At 42.2% G+C, this 17593-nt stretch carries 14 protein-coding genes and 1 rRNA gene; 9 read left to right on the forward strand and 6 right to left on the reverse strand.

Annotated elements, in window-relative coordinates; genetic code table 11:
- Positions 1 to 4: 4 nt before the first annotated feature.
- The 5 genes from rrf (at position 5) to FTU70_RS08740 (ending at position 6840) form a co-directional block, all read left to right on the forward strand.
- Positions 5 to 119, forward strand: a 5S ribosomal RNA gene (gene rrf, locus FTU70_RS08720).
- Positions 120 to 403: 284 nt separating this feature from the next.
- Complete coding sequence (locus FTU70_RS08725; RefSeq protein ID WP_096902259.1) at positions 404 to 1753, forward strand: MFS transporter; 1350 nt, start codon at positions 404 to 406, stop codon at positions 1751 to 1753.
- Positions 1754 to 2176: 423 nt separating this feature from the next.
- Complete coding sequence (locus FTU70_RS08730; RefSeq protein ID WP_131261665.1) at positions 2177 to 3385, forward strand: MFS transporter; 1209 nt, start codon at positions 2177 to 2179, stop codon at positions 3383 to 3385.
- Positions 3386 to 3579: 194 nt separating this feature from the next.
- The gene (locus FTU70_RS08735; RefSeq protein ID WP_180060467.1) at positions 3580 to 5952 is read left to right on the forward strand and encodes a YgiQ family radical SAM protein; all 2373 of its coding nucleotides are present in this window, start codon (positions 3580 to 3582) and stop codon (positions 5950 to 5952) included.
- 345 nt (positions 5953 to 6297) lie between these two features.
- Positions 6298 to 6840: a DUF2726 domain-containing protein gene (locus tag FTU70_RS08740; protein WP_131261667.1), complete on the forward strand. Its 543-nt coding sequence runs from the start codon at positions 6298 to 6300 to the stop codon at positions 6838 to 6840.
- 97 nt (positions 6841 to 6937) lie between these two features.
- Here the strand turns inward: FTU70_RS08740 and FTU70_RS08745 are convergent, their stop codons facing one another.
- The 5 genes from FTU70_RS08745 to mdtD form a co-directional block, all read right to left on the reverse strand.
- Positions 6938 to 7309: a RidA family protein gene (locus FTU70_RS08745; RefSeq protein ID WP_104852890.1), complete on the reverse strand. Its 372-nt coding sequence runs from the start codon at positions 7307 to 7309 to the stop codon at positions 6938 to 6940.
- A gap of 462 nt (positions 7310 to 7771) precedes the next feature.
- The gene (dinB, locus tag FTU70_RS08750; protein WP_154321163.1) at positions 7772 to 8827 is read right to left on the reverse strand and encodes a DNA polymerase IV; all 1056 of its coding nucleotides are present in this window, start codon (positions 8825 to 8827) and stop codon (positions 7772 to 7774) included.
- Between the two features lie 45 nt (positions 8828 to 8872).
- Positions 8873 to 9883, reverse strand: coding sequence for an MBL fold metallo-hydrolase (locus tag FTU70_RS08755; protein WP_180060468.1), 1011 nt, complete (start codon positions 9881 to 9883; stop codon positions 8873 to 8875).
- Positions 9884 to 9917: 34 nt separating this feature from the next.
- Complete coding sequence (locus FTU70_RS08760) at positions 9918 to 10709, reverse strand: GH25 family lysozyme (RefSeq protein WP_180060469.1); 792 nt, start codon at positions 10707 to 10709, stop codon at positions 9918 to 9920.
- A 79-nt stretch (positions 10710 to 10788) separates the two neighbouring features.
- Positions 10789 to 12180, reverse strand: coding sequence for a multidrug transporter subunit MdtD (gene mdtD, locus FTU70_RS08765; RefSeq protein ID WP_178318295.1), 1392 nt, complete (start codon positions 12178 to 12180; stop codon positions 10789 to 10791).
- A 183-nt stretch (positions 12181 to 12363) separates the two neighbouring features.
- Between mdtD and FTU70_RS08770 the strand changes: the two genes are divergently transcribed.
- On the forward strand, positions 12364 to 14250 hold the full coding sequence (locus FTU70_RS08770; protein ID WP_180060470.1) for a choice-of-anchor I family protein: 1887 nt from the start codon (positions 12364 to 12366) through the stop codon (positions 14248 to 14250).
- Positions 14251 to 14402: 152 nt separating this feature from the next.
- On the opposite strand, the gene FTU70_RS08775 is transcribed toward FTU70_RS08770, so the two are convergent.
- On the reverse strand, positions 14403 to 15023 hold the full coding sequence (locus tag FTU70_RS08775; protein ID WP_096902251.1) for a TIGR00730 family Rossman fold protein: 621 nt from the start codon (positions 15021 to 15023) through the stop codon (positions 14403 to 14405).
- A gap of 121 nt (positions 15024 to 15144) precedes the next feature.
- Between FTU70_RS08775 and FTU70_RS08780 the strand changes: the two genes are divergently transcribed.
- The 3 genes from FTU70_RS08780 (at position 15145) to FTU70_RS08790 (ending at position 17549) form a co-directional block, all read left to right on the forward strand.
- Complete coding sequence (locus FTU70_RS08780) at positions 15145 to 15360, forward strand: hypothetical protein (protein ID WP_143228680.1); 216 nt, start codon at positions 15145 to 15147, stop codon at positions 15358 to 15360.
- Entirely contained in the window at positions 15357 to 16940 is a 1584-nt protein-coding gene (locus tag FTU70_RS08785) for a TerC family protein (protein WP_004975629.1), read from the forward strand. Before FTU70_RS08780 ends, FTU70_RS08785 begins: the two co-directional genes overlap by 4 nt.
- A 141-nt stretch (positions 16941 to 17081) precedes the next feature.
- Complete coding sequence (locus FTU70_RS08790; RefSeq protein WP_154321159.1) at positions 17082 to 17549, forward strand: YchJ family protein; 468 nt, start codon at positions 17082 to 17084, stop codon at positions 17547 to 17549.
- Positions 17550 to 17593 lie beyond the last annotated feature (44 nt).

Here is a 17593-nt window from a genome sequence, read left to right on the forward strand (position 1 = left end):
TTGTGCTGGCGACCATAGCAAGAGTGAACCACCTGATCCCTTCCCGAACTCAGAAGTGAAACCTCTTCGCGCTGATGGTAGTGTGGGGTTACCCATGTGAGAGTAAGTCATCGCCAGCTCATTATTCGAACACCCTCAACTAGCGTTGGGGGTGTTTTTTTATGTGGAAAAGAAAATATTAAGAAGAATAATCACATTTTATTGTGTTTAAAATAACAATAAACCCATAATTAATAAAATGTTTTAGACTAATGTTGAATTTTTATTTTTTGTGTTTTGTGTGAAAGTTACACAATCTACTTGAATGGCAAAAGTGGACATGGATGACTGATAAAAATGAAAGTCTTCACTGTAAAAATTGCTATTCAAGCTTACTGAAACACAAACTCACAGGAGGTGAGGAATGGCACATCAAGCAATTAACGTGAATGATGTCATCGATCACGCAAAATTCAAACCATTTCATTTCAATGTCGTGGCATGGTGTCTACTGATCATTTTATTTGATGGCTATGACTTGGCAATTAATGGGGTCGTTTTACCCTTATTGATGGATGAGTGGGGCTTGAGTGCTGTTCAGGCGGGGATGCTCGCGAGTACTGCATTGGCAGGTATGATGTTTGGTGCGATGATTTTTGGTTCTTTGGCCGATAAAATTGGTCGTAAGAAAGTCATCATGATCTGTATCGTTCTGTTTAGTGGTTTAACCTTTGCAGGTGGCTTTGCTTCTAATCCAACTGAGTTTGCAATTTTACGTTTCTTAGCGGGTTTAGGCATTGGTGGTGTAATGCCAAACCTTGTGGCCTTAACTTCTGAATATGCACCTAAAACCATGCGTAGCACCTTAGTGACTACTATGTTTAGTGGTTATGCTGTAGGTGGTGTAATGGCAGCCTTACTTGGCTCATGGTTTACCCCAAGTTTTGGCTGGGAAATCATGTTCTTTATTGCGGGTATCCCATTGTTTTTATTGCCTGTGATTTGGAAATTCTTGCCAGAATCTTTAACCTTTATTGTCAAAGAAAATAAGCAAGATCAAGCCCGTCCAATCGTAGCGCGTTTAGCACCAGATTTAAAAATTACCGAAGACACCACTTTTGAATTGTATCAGGTTGGTGTGCCTGAAGCTGCTAACGTGGTGAGCTTGTTCAAACGCGGTCGTGCAGTGAATACTTTATTGTTCTGGTTAGCGTTCTTTACTTGTCTATTAACCATGTATGCACTCAGCAGCTGGTTGCCAAAACTGATGATGGCGGCAGGCTATTCTATGGACAACAGCTTAATGTTCATGATGGTGATGAACGTAGGTGCAGTCGTTGGTATCGTGGGTGGTGGTATTTTAGCAGACCGTTTCCACTTAAAACCTGTATTGATGTTCTTGGGAATCATGGGTGCATTGGTGATGAGCCTCATGGGCTTCCAATCTAATCAATTCTTGCTTTACATCTTAGTATTCTTGGCGGGTGCAGCATCTATTGGTTCACAAATGTTGTTGTATAGCTATGTGGCACAATATTACCCACTTGCGGTACGCTCAACAGGTATTGGCTGGTCATCTGCCATTGGTCGTATGGGTGCGATTGTGGGTCCAATTTTAATTGGCGGCTTATTGGGTATGAATTTACCTGCACACTTCAACTTTATGGCAGTAGGTTTGCCAGTGTTGATCACTGCAATTGCGGTTGCCTTGATTATGAGTGAAGATGAAGCTGAGCAAATTAAAGCAGGCAAAGCAGTTGCTGCCAAAGCTTAAACTTGTAATGTGCTAAGTTCAAAAGTCCTCAACCTTGTTTGGGGACTTTTTGATTATGGGGTGTGTAAATAGAAAGTGATGATAGATAAAGTTATATACTCAAGACACAGATAAAAAGAAACCCCATCATCCTGACGGGGTTTCTTTGTATTTCGTGTTTAGGTATAACTCCTGTCGTACCTCACGATCCTGGTGCTCAAACCTATTATTGTTGTTTTCTGTTTGGGAAACATCCTGTCTCCTTATGCTTTAAAGAATACCGTAAGCTCAAAATACTGCCTAGCCTCATTTTGCTTCAATGCATGTAAGCAAAAACTGACAAAGTGATGAATGATACTGACGCTGTTTTTGAGCAAACGATAAAATACCGAGCTTATTTTTGTCCATAAACAGGCGTATACTGATTGCGTGATTGGAGTAAATATGTCTGATTTAGCTGCAGCATCTCATGTTCAGTATGGTACTAAGCCGTTTAAAGCCATTCTTTTTTCGTTGTTTCTAGCGGGTTTCGCTTCTTTTTCGACCTTGTACTGTGTGCAACCGATGATGCCAATTTTGGCCGATTTTTTTACGGTTACACCAACCCAAAGTAGTTTCCCGCTGTCATTTTCTACTGTGGCTTTGGCGATAGGTTTGCTTTTCACAGGTTTTATTTCAGATCGTTTTGGGCGTAAACCTATTATGGTTTTGGCTTTATTTTTAGCTGCCATTTTATTAATTCTGAGTGCCTTACTTCCAATCTGGTCATTCTTTTTAACCACACGAATTTTTATTGGCATTGCTGTGAGTGGTGTAGCTGCGGTCGCCATGACCTATATTGGTGAAGAAATTCGACAGCAAGATATTGGTTTTGCTATGGGGCTGTATATTTCGGGTACGGCCATTGGTGGCATGGGTGGACGTTTAATTGCTGGGGTCTTGGTCGATTTTATATCTTGGCAAGCGGCAACCCTAATTATTGGTGGTTTGAATTTACTAATTGCAATCACCTTTTATATGTTACTTCCTGCATCGAAAAATTTTACAGCGTATCCGATTCGCTTCTCGCGGTTTAGAGATGCTTTTGTTGCCAATTTGGCAGACCGTAAATTAAGAATCCTGTTTTTACAGGGCTTTTTGCTGATGGGCTGTTTCGTCAGTGTTTTCAATTACATCAGCTATTATTTACTAGCTAAACCATTTGAGCTTTCCCAAGTTTGGATTGGGGTGATTTCAATTGCCTATTTGGCGGGTATTTATAGTTCACCGCGTGCGGCAAGCTGGGGCAATCGTATTGGACGTGAACGTGTGTTGCCTATGGTGATTGTCCTAATGTTGATCGCATTATGGTTGATGTCGATTGCACATTTAGCCGTCGTATTGGCTGCATTGGTGCTATTTACCTTTGCTTTTTTTGCCGCACATTCTACTGCCAGTAGTTGGGTGTCGATTCAAGCACTGCAGTATCGTGCAGTGGGATCATCATTATATTTATTTAGTTACTACATGGGTTCGAGTTTGCTCGGTAGTGGTAGCGGTCTGATTTGGGAACAATGGGGCTGGTCTGGTCTGACATGGGTGATGACTGCAGTCTTGGGTGTGGCGCTTTATGGTGCGTGGCGTTTAAAGATTAAACCAACAGCGCTGCGATAAGCATTCAGGATTATTGCTTTAGGCTTATCCCTTTATGCTTTTCTTATTCAGATACCAACTTAGGATATAAAAATAGTTTGCTGATTTTGTGTGTTTTTTAATCAAGCAAGATGAATGGAATTCATGCTAAAATAGTCGGCTTTCATCTTTGATCGACTTTTGATCTTCCACTTCCCAGCCGAGAATTGCAAGCCATGTCTACTGCTTATACTGCTCAGACCGCACCCAAAGCGTTGTTTGATTATGACAAATATTGGGCGTCATGTTTTGAGCCTGCGCCATTTTTGCCGATGTCACGCGAAGAAATGGATCAGCTCGGTTGGGATGCCTGCGATTTTATTCTAGTTTGTGGTGATGCTTATATTGATCATCCCTCTTTTGTATCGGGCGTGATTGGTCGTGTGCTTGAGGCGCAGGGCTTTCGTGTCGGGATCATCGCCCAGCCAGACTGGACCAATGTGGAATCTTTTCGGGTTTTAGGGAGGCCGACCATCGCTTGGGGCGTCACCGCAGGCAATATGGACTCGATGATCAACCGCTATACCGCAGACCGTAAAATCCGTTCTGATGATGCTTATTCGCCAGACAATCAGCCGAATAAACGTCCTGACCGTGCAGCTACGGTGTACTGTCAGCGTTGTCGTGAAGCCTTTCCAGATGTGCCTGTTTTACTTGGCGGGATTGAAGGCTCGTTGCGTCGTATTGCACATTATGATTATTGGTCGGATAAAGTTCGTCGCTCGATTTTAATGGATTCTAAAGCCGACTTATTGATGTACGGCAATGGCGAGCGTTCGATTATTGAAGTGATCCACCGTTTGGCCAAAGGTGAAAAAATCCACGAAATTACAGATGTACGTGGTACAGCATTTATTATCAATAAACATAACCGTGCGTCTAAATCCAAATTTGTTGAAATTGCATCTAATGATGTAGATAGCGTGGGCCGTGTCGATCCAATCATCAACCCTTATGTGATGACCGAAGATTTAGACGGTTGTGAGATTGAAAAAGATAAGGGCAACAACCTCGCGCAATATCAAAATTTCCAGAAAGATGTGGTCAGCAATCCAATTGTGCGTGAAGGTGATCAGCTAGATGCAGATACCCAGATTGTGCAATTGCAGCCTGCTTCAAAAGCAATTAAACACAAATTACCCCCACGTGAATTGGCAGTGATTCGTTTGCCTTCTTTTGAGGAAGTGGCGAATGATCCTGTGCTGTATGCGCATGCTAACCGTATTTTGCATTTAGAAACTAACCCGGGCAATGCGCGTGCTTTGGTGCAAAAGCATGGTGAACGTGATGTGTGGTTGAATGCACCGCCTATTCCGTTGACTACGGAAGAAATGGACTATGTATTCGATTTACCGTATGCACGTTTGCCGCATCCATCTTATGGCAATGCACGTTTCCCTGCTTTTGATATGATCAAGTTTTCGGTCAATATCATGCGTGGTTGTTTTGGTGGCTGTACTTTCTGTTCGATTACCGAACACGAAGGACGAATTATCCAAAACCGTTCTGAAGAATCCATTTTGCGTGAAGTGGAAAAAATTCGGGATACTGCGCCTGGCTTTACTGGCATTATTTCAGACTTGGGTGGCCCGACTGCAAATATGTACCGTTTGCATTGTAAAGACCCTGAAATTGAAAAGAATTGTCGTAAACCCTCTTGTGTATTCCCGGGCGTATGTCAAAACTTACATACCGATCATGCACCTTTAACCCAGTTATATCGTAAAGCGCGTGAACTGAAAGGTATTAAAAAAATTCTGATTGGTTCAGGTTTACGTTATGACTTGGCAGTGTTGAACCCTGAATATGTACGTGAATTGGTGACGCATCATGTGGGCGGTTATTTAAAAATTGCACCTGAGCATACCGAAAAAGGCCCATTATCTAAGATGATGAAACCAGGTATTGGTACGTATGACCGTTTTAAACAAATGTTTGATCGTTTCAGTAAAGAGGCGGGCAAAGAGCAATATCTGATTCCGTACTTTATTGCTGCGCACCCAGGAACGACCGATTACGACATGATGAATTTGGCGTTGTGGCTGAAAAAGAATGGTTTCCGTGCCGATCAGGTACAGACTTTCTATCCATCGCCAATGGCGACCGCTTCGACCATGTATTACACAGGTAAAAACCCACTGGCCAAAGTGGCGCGTTATACCGAAAATGTGGATATTGTCAAAGGCGAAAAACGTCGTCGTTTGCATAAAGCTTTCTTACGTTACCATGATCCAAACAACTGGCCGTTGTTGCGTGAAGCCTTAAAAGAAATGGGACGTGCAGATTTAATCGGGAACTCTAAACAGCACCTGATTCCAACCTATCAGCCGCAAGGCACAGATGGACAGTATCAAACGGCACGTAAGAAAAACTCGACTGTCGCGGGTGATTCACAAAAACGTACGGGGCAAAGTGGTAATCGTGCTCAGAACAGTAATCGTCCGAAGAAAGGGCAAATATTGACTCAGCACACAGGTTTGCCGCCACGTGAAACAGGTGAAAAACGTCCATTTTCACACAAAAAATCTAAGCCAAAATCGAAAGCTTAGTACTTGAAGTTAAGATCCATCAAAAGGCGCTGCAGCGCCTTTTTTGTTTGCTTTTCATTTCATCGGAATTGTCCGACAATCGAATCTGTTAAGCATTGCTTTGTTATTTTTTTGCATGCTATACAGTATTCGTATCTAATGATAAAAACACGCTTAGATGCTACAGCACTTAGACAAAAGGCGGGCTTGTGAAACAAAATTTCTGTTTCTATGATGGTTTTGTCAATGTTTCATGTAGTTTCTTAAATGGAACGTTTAAATATAAAAGCGTGTTATATACTGATTTGATGAAAAAATCGGCATGAAGCCGAAACAACTATAAAAAATGATTTTAAGGATTGAATGATGACCATTTATATTTTGATTGGGGTTTTGATACTGATTTTCTTTCTCTTGATGGCGGTTAAGGGCTTGGAAAATAGAGAAAAACCTCAGGACAGTGCACTAAAGCAACGTGCAATTTTTAACTTAAATGAACAGCTGACGTATACACGTTTGCAGGAAATTTTACCTCAACATATCATCTTGGCGCATGTGTCTTTTGATGCCTTGCTGACCACGAAATTTTCACGTACTCGACATAAATACCGCAATATGATTGCCGATTTTGTGGTGTTGGATGCCAATCATCAAGTTGTTGCAATTGTGGCTTTAGATGATTTGTTGATGTTGAAACGTAGCCGCAATGCACAATACCAAGATGAATTGCTGCGTTTGGCGGGTTATAAAGTGCTGCGTTATGAAGATGTGCCTGAATATCACGAATTACGCGAAGCTTTTGGGCAGTCATCGTCATCTTATGCAGATTTAGATGATTTGGATACTGCCTTAAAGAAGTATGATTTTTTAGCGCATTCTGTACGCCATAAAGTGAAGGTATTAGGCTAAACGCTTGCCGCTAAAATCACTAGATAGACAACATGAATCAGCATGTCGCCATGACATGCTGATTTTTTTGGGTATGTTCCTGATCCAATCACATCTGTTATACGTTGGGTTGCTCTTCAGGTTTGACTGCAACCACAGTCATCTCAACTAAAACGTCAGGATGATATAACTTGGCTTCTACGCAGGTACGCGGTAAAGTTTGTATATCTGCCACCCAAGCATCCCAAACTTGATTCATTGCGGCATAATCGCGCTCAATGTCTTTTAGAAAAATCATTACCGACATGATGTGGCTTTTATCTGTACCCGCATCTGCCAATAAACGATCAATCAGGGCAAGTGTTTGTTGGGTTTGCCCCTCAATATCTTGTTGTGTGTCTTCTGCCAGTTGCCCTGCCAAATGGACTAAATTTCCCGAAATTGCAATTTCAGAATAACGTTTTTGGATATGTAGACGTTGAACAGCCATTGGGTGTGATCCTCGCGCCAAGCGATTGGGTATAAAAAGCGTGAGGTATTATAGAGGCAGGCAAGCACGTGGAAAATATGCAGGCAGCAGTCTACTTAAAATAAAAAGTAGTTGAATGGAAAATACGAGGAAAAGAGAGACGGTGTATCAAAGCGGCGAAGTGCCAAGCGCAGAGTTGTCCTGTAATCTTCGGATTTGATCGTCACGCCAATCACAGGACAAGTATGCCAAAAGTAATGGTGATTTTTGACATCTCAGCGTATGTACGGATAAATACATCGCGCGCATAGATTACTCTAAAAAGCACAACTGTGAAGGGTAAATTGTCTTATTTTTATTCTTTTGGCTGAAATTTATACAAAAATAGCTTTAGTATTCATCGGCAAGTATTGGCTAGGTATGTTTTATGTAGAGCGGGAAGTTTACCGCTTTAAAATCCGTGATATTTACGAGTCGTGATATTTACAGTAAAGACAGTTGTGCTTGTTCATCGGCAGAGCTGAGTTGATACAGACCGACCCCAATTAAACGGAATTGATCCTGTGCGGGAATATGCATTTCGTGAAGCAAAAGTTGCAGGACTTTTTCAAGATCGTTTTTGCTCTCAAGTGGCTGTTTAAAACTTTTGCTATGTTGTAAGACCTGAAAATTTTTGAGTTTCAATTTGGCCGATACGCCACGTGCAACATATTGTTTTTTCACTAAACTGTGCCAAACCTGATCAATCAAGCTAGACCAGTAAGCTGCACATTCGGCTAAGTTTAAGTCATCATCAAAGGTGATTTCTTTGGAAATTTGCTGGCGCTCACGTTCTGCCTGCACAGGACGTTCATCAATCCCTTGGGCAAATAAAAACAGGCGTTTTCCATATTTGCCAAAATGATGAATCAACAGGTTTTCTTCAATGTGTTGCAAATCGCCTAAGGTATTTAAATTCAAGCTTTTTAATTTTTCCTGCGTGACTTTACCTACGCCTGGAATTTTCTTTAAGGGTAAGTCCTGAATAAACTGCTGCACTTGACTGGGTTTAATCACGCAAATGCCATTGGGTTTATGCCAGTCCGAAGCAATTTTGGCTAAAAATTTATTCGGTGCGACACCTGCCGAGGCCGTTAAACCTGTACTTTGAAAAATATCTGCCCGAATCCGCATTGCGACTTCAGTTGCACTTGGAATACCTTGTAAATTTTCGGTGACATCTAAATAAGCTTCATCTAAAGACAAGGGTTCAATAAGTGGTGTATAACGCTGAAAAATCTGATGAATTTGTGTGGAAACCTCACGATAGAGTGCAAAATTGGGTTCGAGTACCACCACCTGCGGGCAGCGTTTGCGGGCTTGTGCCATCGACATGGCAGAACGTAAACCAAACTCACGCGCAGGATAGGATGCCGCGGCAATCACAGCACGAGGATGATGCGAAGCAATCACCACAGGTAAATGCTGCAATTCAGGACGACTGCGCAGCTCAACAGAGGCATAAAAGGCATCCATATCAATATGAATGATTTTCCGCATGGCACAAACTAGATGAAGCGTTCAGATTTCAACAGTATCGCATGTTTAGGAAGTCGGTTGTAGCATCGGAGCAAGCGGATAAGGCGTGTTGCTATTCAGCAAAATCACCTGTGTCGATTGCTGTTCTGCATAGTCGATCAAACGCTGTAAACTCCGTGGGCTATGGTCGGCAATGCGGGGCAAAAACTCTAAAGGGCGCGCTAAAGGCTGGAAAAAATTATCCCAATGAATTGGAATCACGACACGAGGGCGCAACGTTCCCACAGTTTCATCTAAATAATGCTGTTGAAAAGCAACCGATTGTTTAGAGAGCTGTGCAATCCCTAAAAATAAAGTATCTACCTGCAAGTGTTGTAATTGTTTAGAAATCGCGCCTGTACTGGCTTTGACTAAAATGTTCTGTTCAGGATGCTGAATGTAATAATCAAAACTGCCGCCTTCTTTAAATTCATAAAAACGGGCAGGTAAGGACAATGGTTGTTGAATTTGTTCACCTAAATCATTATTCACAGCGGTGGCAGGGGTATGCTGTGATGGAATAGCCGTAATCTTAAACTTTCCAATCTGTATTGGTTGGGCAGGATTGACAAGGCTTAATCGAGATTCAGGAATTGCGGCACCACGGGCAATGTTCAAACTACTTTCTGAACCGATGATTTGACTGTGTTTGATTTGCTGCGCCAAAAATGGCAAATCTAGCGTGTGATCATAATGCGAATGGGTGATCAAAATCGCACGTGTGCGTTGTAATTGATGCTGTTGAATCAACTTGTGCAATAAGGCTGGTTGGCTGTCTAACTTGTTCCACATGACTTGTGCAAGAGAGGGGCGACTAAAAAATCCATCAATCAGAATTTGGTTTTCACCATCATCAAACAATAGGGTAGATACGCCAAAATAATGTACTTTTAAGTTGGCATTTGCGGTTTTTGTTGAATATTGCCATGCGGAAAATTGTTCTAGTTTGCCTGCGGGTTGTAATAGGTAAAGCAGTGCGAATCCTGCACAAATGCTGAGCGTAAGAGCAGCCCAAAGCAGCCCTTTCATAATTTTCATGACGGTACTTTTTTATTGTGATGCAGCTATCTTGTTATTTTTTCTGGTTCGGTTCAAGTCTTGTGGGTTGAATTGCGTTGTCTGTTAAAAAATGCTGCCATTGTTTGCTATTGCCATAAAAAACATTTAGGTCGACTGGGGTGTGAATACCTTTTATTTGACCCTGATTGGTATGTTGCCAAAATAACCATTTTGGCTGACCTGCCAGTTGTGGTTTACCCTGATATTCTCTGACCCAAAGTGGTGTTTGCTTAAAGCTTTCAGTTAATACCATATTGTAAAAGGCTTTAGATACATAAAAAATCGGTTGTTTTTCATAATGTTGATATAGCGCATCATGCATGATTTGAATTTCGCGCAGTAACTGTTCTTTGGTGTAAGTGTTGATGCAGTTGCTGTCATATTCTAAGTCAATTACAGGTGGCAAACTGTCAGATTTTTTTGGAACAGTCGCAATAAAGTTTTCTGCCTGAATTGCTCCATCACGGCATAAGCGATAAAAATGATAGGCGCCGACCAAAAAGCCATGTTCACGGGCTTTGAGCCAGTTATCCTGAAATTTATGATCTTTAAAATCGCCTCCTTCGGTGGCTTTTAAATAGACAAAGGCATATTTTTGTGGGGAAATTTTTTGCCACTGAACATCGCCTTGATGATGTGACACGTCAAAGCCTTGAATTGGATATTCTTCGGCTGCCGCAGGTTGTTGGCGCAACACATCCAAATACAATAAAACCGCCAAAACAGCACTGCCAAGCACCGCAATGGTCATACGATAGTGCGGTGTAAAAGCTGAGTTTTTAGCTCGATTTGGTGGTTTGCGCATGTTGAAAAAGCTTCGCGGAGCAAAGTCATATCATAACGCGCAGTGCGGTGTAGCACCATGCGCTTTCGGTAATGGCGTTTTAAACAGCCGTGTGTTTGGGGATACTCCAAAACACTAAAAATGCCAAAATATTTAATACACCCAAACAAATTAAAGTGGCATGAAAGGCACTGACTAACTGTTCTGCGCCGTAATAGGCACTAAACATATTCACCAAAGTACCTGCCAATGCCACGCCAATACTCATCGACAGCATCATAATCATGGATAAAAAACTATTGCCGCTGCTGGCATCTTGTTGAGGTAAATCTTTGAGCGTAAAGGTATTCATACCCACAAACTGCAATGAATTAAGCACCCCAAATATAAAAAAATGTAAGGCACGTAACCAAGTCGCAGTTTCAGCAGTGGTCAGCGAAAAACTGGCAATACAGGCACCGACCAATAACGTATTGGTCAGTAAAAACTGCCGATAGCCAAAACGTTGAATTAAAGGCCGAATAATTGGTTTAGATACCAAAGAACCAAGCACAGTCGGAATCATCATCAAACCCGTGAGAAACGGTTCAAAACCAAAAGCCACCTGTAGCATGATTGGCATGATAAAAGGCATGGCATTGCCCCCGAAGCGGGCAAAAAAGTTACCTAAAATACCAATGGCATATAAGCGATTTTTAAATAAATCGCTGCGAAATAAGGCATTTTGATGAGTATGGGCATGGCGGGCATAGCATGCTGCGGCAATACCGCCAGCCAAGATTAACGCTAAATTCCAAAGCAGATTATGTTGTGGGTTGGCAAAATTTTCGATGCCTAAAGATAAGCCCGCCATCGCCACAACTAATAGGATAAACCCGAGAAAATCAAAGTTTTTAACTTCAGTTTCAGTCACATTCGGCATGGCTTTAATACAAATCCAACAGCCCAAGATGCCCATAGGAATGTTGATCAGGAAAATCCAGTGCCACGTGGCGACTTCGACCAACCAGCCACCCAGAGTTGGGCCAATTAAGGGGCCAATCAACCCTGCCAGACTCATCAGGCTCATGGCAGATAAAAACTGGGTACGTGGAATGATTTTTAACATCGCCAAGCGCCCGACAGGCAAGAGCAATGCGCCACCAATACCTTGAATCACCCGATAAAACAGTAATTCATTCAGACTCGCTGCTGCAGCACAACCCAAAGAGGCAAGGGTAAAAATGATAATCGCTGCAAAATAGGTATTGCGTACCCCAAAACGATCTGCCAACCATCCACTTAATGGAATACACGCTGCCACCGAGAGCACATACGCCACCACAACACTGTGCATCCGCAGCGGGTCTTCCTGCAGGCTATTCGCCATTGCAGGGATTGCTGTATTCACAATGGTGGTGTCGAGCGCCTGCATAAAAAAGCCAATTGAAACCAGAAATACCAAAAGACGGTATTCAGGATGCAGGGCTTGATGGGTCGGTGTTTGGTTCATAACTCGGCAAAATGGACATTTGGTCTAGTTTAAACCATTTTGCAATCTAGCGGACTGCATCTATAAAAACATGAAAAGTGTTTGAAAATTCAAGGAAATGCAATGAAATTGTCATCTATTTGTCACCGATTATTCACTTTGAGTTTGTAAGTTGGGTGCATTTAGAAAAATGATGAGTAATTTATGAAAACGCAAATTTCTGCATTAATGTTGGCTTTATTGTCTGTGGGGATGGTGGGATGTAATGATAATAATGATCCTATTCCTGTAAAAGAAGAAGTTGTTGAAGCAACACCTACAACAATTAGTTTGGAGCGTTTAGGGGAATACGATGCACAAGTTTTTGGTGCGAGTGCTGCGGAAATTTCTGCTTATGATGCTGAAAGTAAACGTTTATTTGTAGTCAATGCGAAAAATGGCGTGGTCGATGTACTGGATTTAAGCAACCCAAGTGCACCTGTTAAGCTGAACAGCTTGGATGCCAAGACTCATTTGGCGAATTCTGAAGTCAATAGTGTTGCGGTACATCAAGGTATTGTCGCTTTAGCTGTTCAGGCAACACCTAAAACTGATAAAGGCATCGTGGCATTTTTTAAAGCCAAAGACCTGAGCTTTATCAGCAAAGTTGAAGTCGGTGCATTGCCTGATATGTTGACTTTTACTCCAGATGGCAAAAAAGTCTTGGTTGCCAATGAAGGTGAGCCAAATGAAGGTTATAAGATTGATCCAGAAGGTTCAATCAGTATTATTAATCTAACTGACATCAACAAGCCTACTGTAAAAACTGCAGATTTTCAGGCATGGAATACACGTAAGCAGGAATTGCTTGATGCGGGCGTGCGTATTTTTGGGCCAAATGCGACTGTCGCACAAGATTTAGAGCCTGAATATATTGCGGTGAGTGACGATGGTAAAACTGCTTGGGCAAGTCTACAAGAAAACAATGCTATTGCTGTGATTGATTTGATTCAAGACCAAGTGGTCGATATTTTCCCATTGGGTTATAAAAACTTTGGCTTAGCTGCAAATGCTTTAGATGCAGGTGATCGTGATTGTGTTGTTGGTAAGCAAGACTATAACGGTAAAACGATTACAGCCTGTGCTAAAAATGAGGGGATGATTAATATTCAAGCTTGGCCAGGCTTATACGGCATGTATATGCCAGATGCAATTGCGCAATATCAAGCCAATGGACAAAGCTACTTGGTCACTGCCAATGAAGGCGATGCGCGTGAATGGTTGGTTGATGAAGACTTATATTTTGGTACGGATGAAATAACTCAGGGTTATGCAGAAGAAATTCGTGTTAAACACTTATTCAATAATAAAGGCTTCAGTACCAATGGCGATTATGCAGCGCATTTACGTCTATTAAAGTCAGGGGTTAAAGGCGCAAAGCTTGATTCAAACGTATTTAAAGCATGTACCACTACAGATGCCAATGAAGTTTGTGCAGATAATTTAATTAAAGATTCACAATTGGGTCGTTTGACGATTACTTGGACGCAAGGTTACAAGAAAGATACAAATGGTGAGCCTGTGCTAGACAGCGATGGTTTCATGACCTATGACAAACTATATGCTTATGGTGGCCGCTCGTTCAGTATTGTAGATCCTAAAACCAAAAAAATTGTTTGGGACTCAAAAAATGACTTTGAACGTAAAGCTGCTGAATTATTTCCAGAATACTTTAATACCAATCATGAAAAATTAAGTATAGATGATCGTAGTGACAATAAAGGCCCTGAGCCTGAAGGCATTGCTTTAGGTAAAATTGGTCAAAAAACTTTTGCCTTTATTGGGTTGGAGCGTATGGGTGGCATTATGGTGTATGACATTACCCAGCCGACACAAGCATCTTTTGTTGAGCATTTTAATGATCGTAAGTTTGGTGAAACCCGTACATCTTTCGATGCAGAAGGTAATGAGGTTACCGTTGAAAATTCAAATCTCGGCCCCGAAGGTTTGATCTTTATTGCAGCCAAAGACTCGCCTAACGGCAAGCCACTGTTGGTTGTAGGTAATGAAGTCAGCGGAACTACTGCTGTGTACCAAATCAAACTCAACTAACAGCATTGCAAAATTAGAAATCTATTAAAGAGGGCACTTTGGTGCTCTCTTTTTTATGCTGTAAAACCAGTTTAAAACAGCGCATTAAAAAAGCGAGTCACCGACTCGCTTTCACTTTCATTTTTATTGCTATTTCATGTAGCTAAAAAAGTTCAACCCACAAAATGACGTGGAGAATCCAAATTCTTCAAGGCATTAATAATTTTGTGGGAGTGGTTACACACGATCAGTTTAGCGCGGTGCTGTGGTGGTAAAAAACCTTCGTGTACCGCATGATCTAATTGCTGAATCAGCGCATCATAAAAGCCATTTACATTATATAAAATCATCGGTTTTTGGTGCTGATTCAATTGCCCCCAAGTGGCAATTTCCAAAATTTCTTCAAAAGTACCCAAGCCACCTGGTAACGCCACAAAGGCACTGGCACGATCTGCCATCATCGCCTTACGCTCATGCATGCTTTTTACTACGTGTAATTCGGTTAAATTACTGTGGGCAATTTCATAATCCAGCATAAATTCAGGAATTACTCCCACCGCTTGCCCACCATGTTGCACAACGGTGTCAGCAACCAAACCCATTAATCCAATACTCGCGCCGCCGTAGACCATACCAAAGCCTTGCTCGGCTAGTTTTCTTGCCAGTTGTACTGCTTTTTCCTGATAAATCGGGTTATTGCCAGAGCGCGAACCACAGTACAGTGCCACCAAAGGTTGAGAGGTTTGAGGAGATGGATTATTGATATATTGGGTCATTCTTAATTCGCTATTCATTTATTTTCTTCACCATAGCATGTTCTTTTTGTTGGCTCTAGCTTAGTGCTCAAATATGACAAACCCGTCAGTATGCAGTGTTCAATTTGCAAAGATTTGTGAAAGTGCTGCATTGACGTGGATGATGTCGCAAAAAGGGGATGAATCTGAGCGCAAACTTTCCTATACTCAAAGCTTGTCTGACAACTATAGAATCGTCATGGACAGTGGCAGTAGTCGCACCGAACGAATATTTTTAAATTACATGCTGTGCCAACCAGAGCAAGCAAACTTATCTTTTCAGTGTCATCGCCGTGTGGCACGTTTGACCCATGATATTCAGGAGAAGAGTGCATGATCTTTGAATGGATGTCTGACCCCGCTGCGTGGGTTGGGTTATTGACCCTGATCGTACTCGAAATTGTATTAGGCATTGATAACTTGGTGTTTATTGCCATTTTGGCAGAAAAGTTACCGCCAGAACAACGCAATACGGCACGGGTGGTGGGCTTGCTTCTCGCCTTGGGGATGCGCCTGATTTTACTCGCCTCTATCGCGTGGGTCGTCACTCTGACCCAACCACTGTTTCATATTTTTGAACATCCTTTCTCTGGACGTGACCTGATTTTACTGTTTGGTGGTGTGTTCCTGTTGTTTAAAGGCACCATGGAACTGCGCGAACGCATTGAAGGCAAACCAGCACTAAAAGAAGAAAACCCTGTGCACGCGACTTTCTGGATGGTGATTGTGCAGATTGTGGTGCTAGATGCGGTGTTCTCACTCGACAGCGTGATTACCGCTGTGGGCATGGTGCAGCATTTATCGGTCATGATGATTGCGGTGATTATCGCCATTGGCATTATGTTGTGGGCCTCTAAAGCGCTCATGGACTTTGTCAATAAGCATCCTACCGTGGTGATTCTATGCCTGTGCTTCCTGATGATGATTGGTTTCTCATTGGTGGTGGAAGGCTTTGGCTATCACATTCCAAAAGGCTATTTATATGCCGCCATCGGCTTCTCGGTGATGATTGAATTCCTGAACCAAACCATCCGCAGAAATCAGGAAAAAACCGTGACCACCACCGATTTACGCTACCGTACTGCTTCGGCTGTGATGCGGATGTTAGGTGGCAAAAGTCAAAATACGACAGAAAGCAGTCATATCAACGAAGATGTTTTGGCTACCCGCGCCTTTGCTGATGAAGTCTTTGATGCTGAAAATGGCGTCTATCACAGCGTGATGGTACAAGGAGTGTTGGGCTTATCTGAGCGTCCTGTAAAATCGGTAATGACGCCACGTCCTGAACTGGAATGGATTGATTTAGACGAAGATGATGCCTCAATTCGCAGCCAATTATTAAGTATGACCCATTCACGAGTGATTGTGGCACGTGGTGAACTGGACAATATCTCAGGCATTGTCTTAACCCATAAAGTCATGAATCAATACATTGAAACAGGTGTACTGGACTTTGAAACACATTTGCGTGAACCCGTGATTGTGCATGAAAATGCCCAAGTTTTGATGGTGATGGAGCAATTGCGTCAAGCACCGCTGCAAATGGCGATTGTGCTGAATGAATATGGCTCGATTGAAGGCGTTGCCACACCTATTGATATTCTGGAAGCAATTGCAGGCGAATTCCCTGATGAAGATGCTCTCGAAGCCAGTGCTGAAAGTTTGGAAGATGGCACATTATTGCTAGATGGTTCCATTGATATTCGTCACGTATCTTTATTATTAGGTCGTGATTTGGTGGATGAAAGCGAGCAATATTCAACTTTATCAGGCTATATTTTATTCCATTTGGGACGTTTGCCTGAAAATGGTGAGAAATTGCTTTCCGATGGTTATGTTTTTGAAATTGTGACCATGGATGGACATAAAATTGAAAAAGTGCATTTGATTCAGCAGGAATCTTCAAGCGCATCATAAACTGAACGCCAAACTGCATTTCAGTCTTGTGCTTCCGCTAAAATAGCCTGCATTGTCAGGCTGTTTTGGGGCTGTTGCCATTGCAAATATAGACGAAGTGTCAACAGACCCTATTATTGATTTAAATTTCTGGAATTTTCTATGCATCACTTGGCATGTCCGTGCGGGCAAGGCGATTATCAATACTGCTGCCAACCTTTACACGTGGGGCAGGCACATGCAGAAACCGCGAGCCAACTCATGCGTTCACGCTATAGCGCTTTTGCCTTGCAACAAATTGATTATATTGTGCAAACTACTGCGCTAGGACAACAGGCAAGTTTGGATGTTGACGCAATTGCAGATTGGAGCAAGTCGAATCAATGGTTAAAGCTCGAAGTGCTGAATAGCAATGAAAAGCTAGATAAAAGCCATGCCCAAGTTGAATTTAAAGCCCATTACCACGATGCCAAGCAGGCGCAAATTCACCATGAAATTTCCCATTTTGTGCAACATCAGGCCCGTTGGTATTTTCTAGATCCGACCACAGGGCAACAGCCGACTATGAAACAGCCGTGTATTTGTGGTTCGGGTAAAAAACTTAAGCAATGTTGTGCGCAATTTTTATAACTTTATCTTGGTTTTTCGCTTATTATAACGCGCATCTATTGGCC

The sequence above is a fragment of the Acinetobacter sp. YH12135 genome (assembly GCF_013418565.1).
Lineage (GTDB): Bacteria > Pseudomonadota > Gammaproteobacteria > Pseudomonadales > Moraxellaceae > Acinetobacter > Acinetobacter towneri.

Bases quoted from the DNA above. Each gene is read 5' to 3' on its own strand.
- mdtD (WP_178318295.1), bottom strand. From the start codon at position 12,180: ATGAACCAAACACCGACCCATCAAGCCCTGCATCCTGAATACCGTCTT.
- FTU70_RS08780 (WP_143228680.1), top strand. From the start codon at position 15,145: ATGATGTCGCAAAAAGGGGATGAATCTGAGCGCAAACTTTCCTATACT.
- FTU70_RS08785 (WP_004975629.1), top strand. From the start codon at position 15,357: ATGATCTTTGAATGGATGTCTGACCCCGCTGCGTGGGTTGGGTTATTG.
- FTU70_RS08725 (WP_096902259.1), top strand. From the start codon at position 404: ATGGCACATCAAGCAATTAACGTGAATGATGTCATCGATCACGCAAAA.
- FTU70_RS08735 (WP_180060467.1), top strand. From the start codon at position 3,580: ATGTCTACTGCTTATACTGCTCAGACCGCACCCAAAGCGTTGTTTGAT.
- FTU70_RS08790 (WP_154321159.1), top strand. From the start codon at position 17,082: ATGCATCACTTGGCATGTCCGTGCGGGCAAGGCGATTATCAATACTGC.
- FTU70_RS08745 (WP_104852890.1), bottom strand. From the start codon at position 7,309: ATGGCTGTTCAACGTCTACATATCCAAAAACGTTATTCTGAAATTGCA.
- FTU70_RS08760 (WP_180060469.1), bottom strand. From the start codon at position 10,709: ATGCGCAAACCACCAAATCGAGCTAAAAACTCAGCTTTTACACCGCAC.
- FTU70_RS08770 (WP_180060470.1), top strand. From the start codon at position 12,364: ATGAAAACGCAAATTTCTGCATTAATGTTGGCTTTATTGTCTGTGGGG.
- dinB (WP_154321163.1), bottom strand. From the start codon at position 8,827: ATGCGGAAAATCATTCATATTGATATGGATGCCTTTTATGCCTCTGTT.
- FTU70_RS08775 (WP_096902251.1), bottom strand. From the start codon at position 15,023: ATGAATAGCGAATTAAGAATGACCCAATATATCAATAATCCATCTCCT.
- FTU70_RS08740 (WP_131261667.1), top strand. From the start codon at position 6,298: ATGACCATTTATATTTTGATTGGGGTTTTGATACTGATTTTCTTTCTC.
- FTU70_RS08755 (WP_180060468.1), bottom strand. From the start codon at position 9,883: ATGAAAATTATGAAAGGGCTGCTTTGGGCTGCTCTTACGCTCAGCATT.
- FTU70_RS08730 (WP_131261665.1), top strand. From the start codon at position 2,177: ATGTCTGATTTAGCTGCAGCATCTCATGTTCAGTATGGTACTAAGCCG.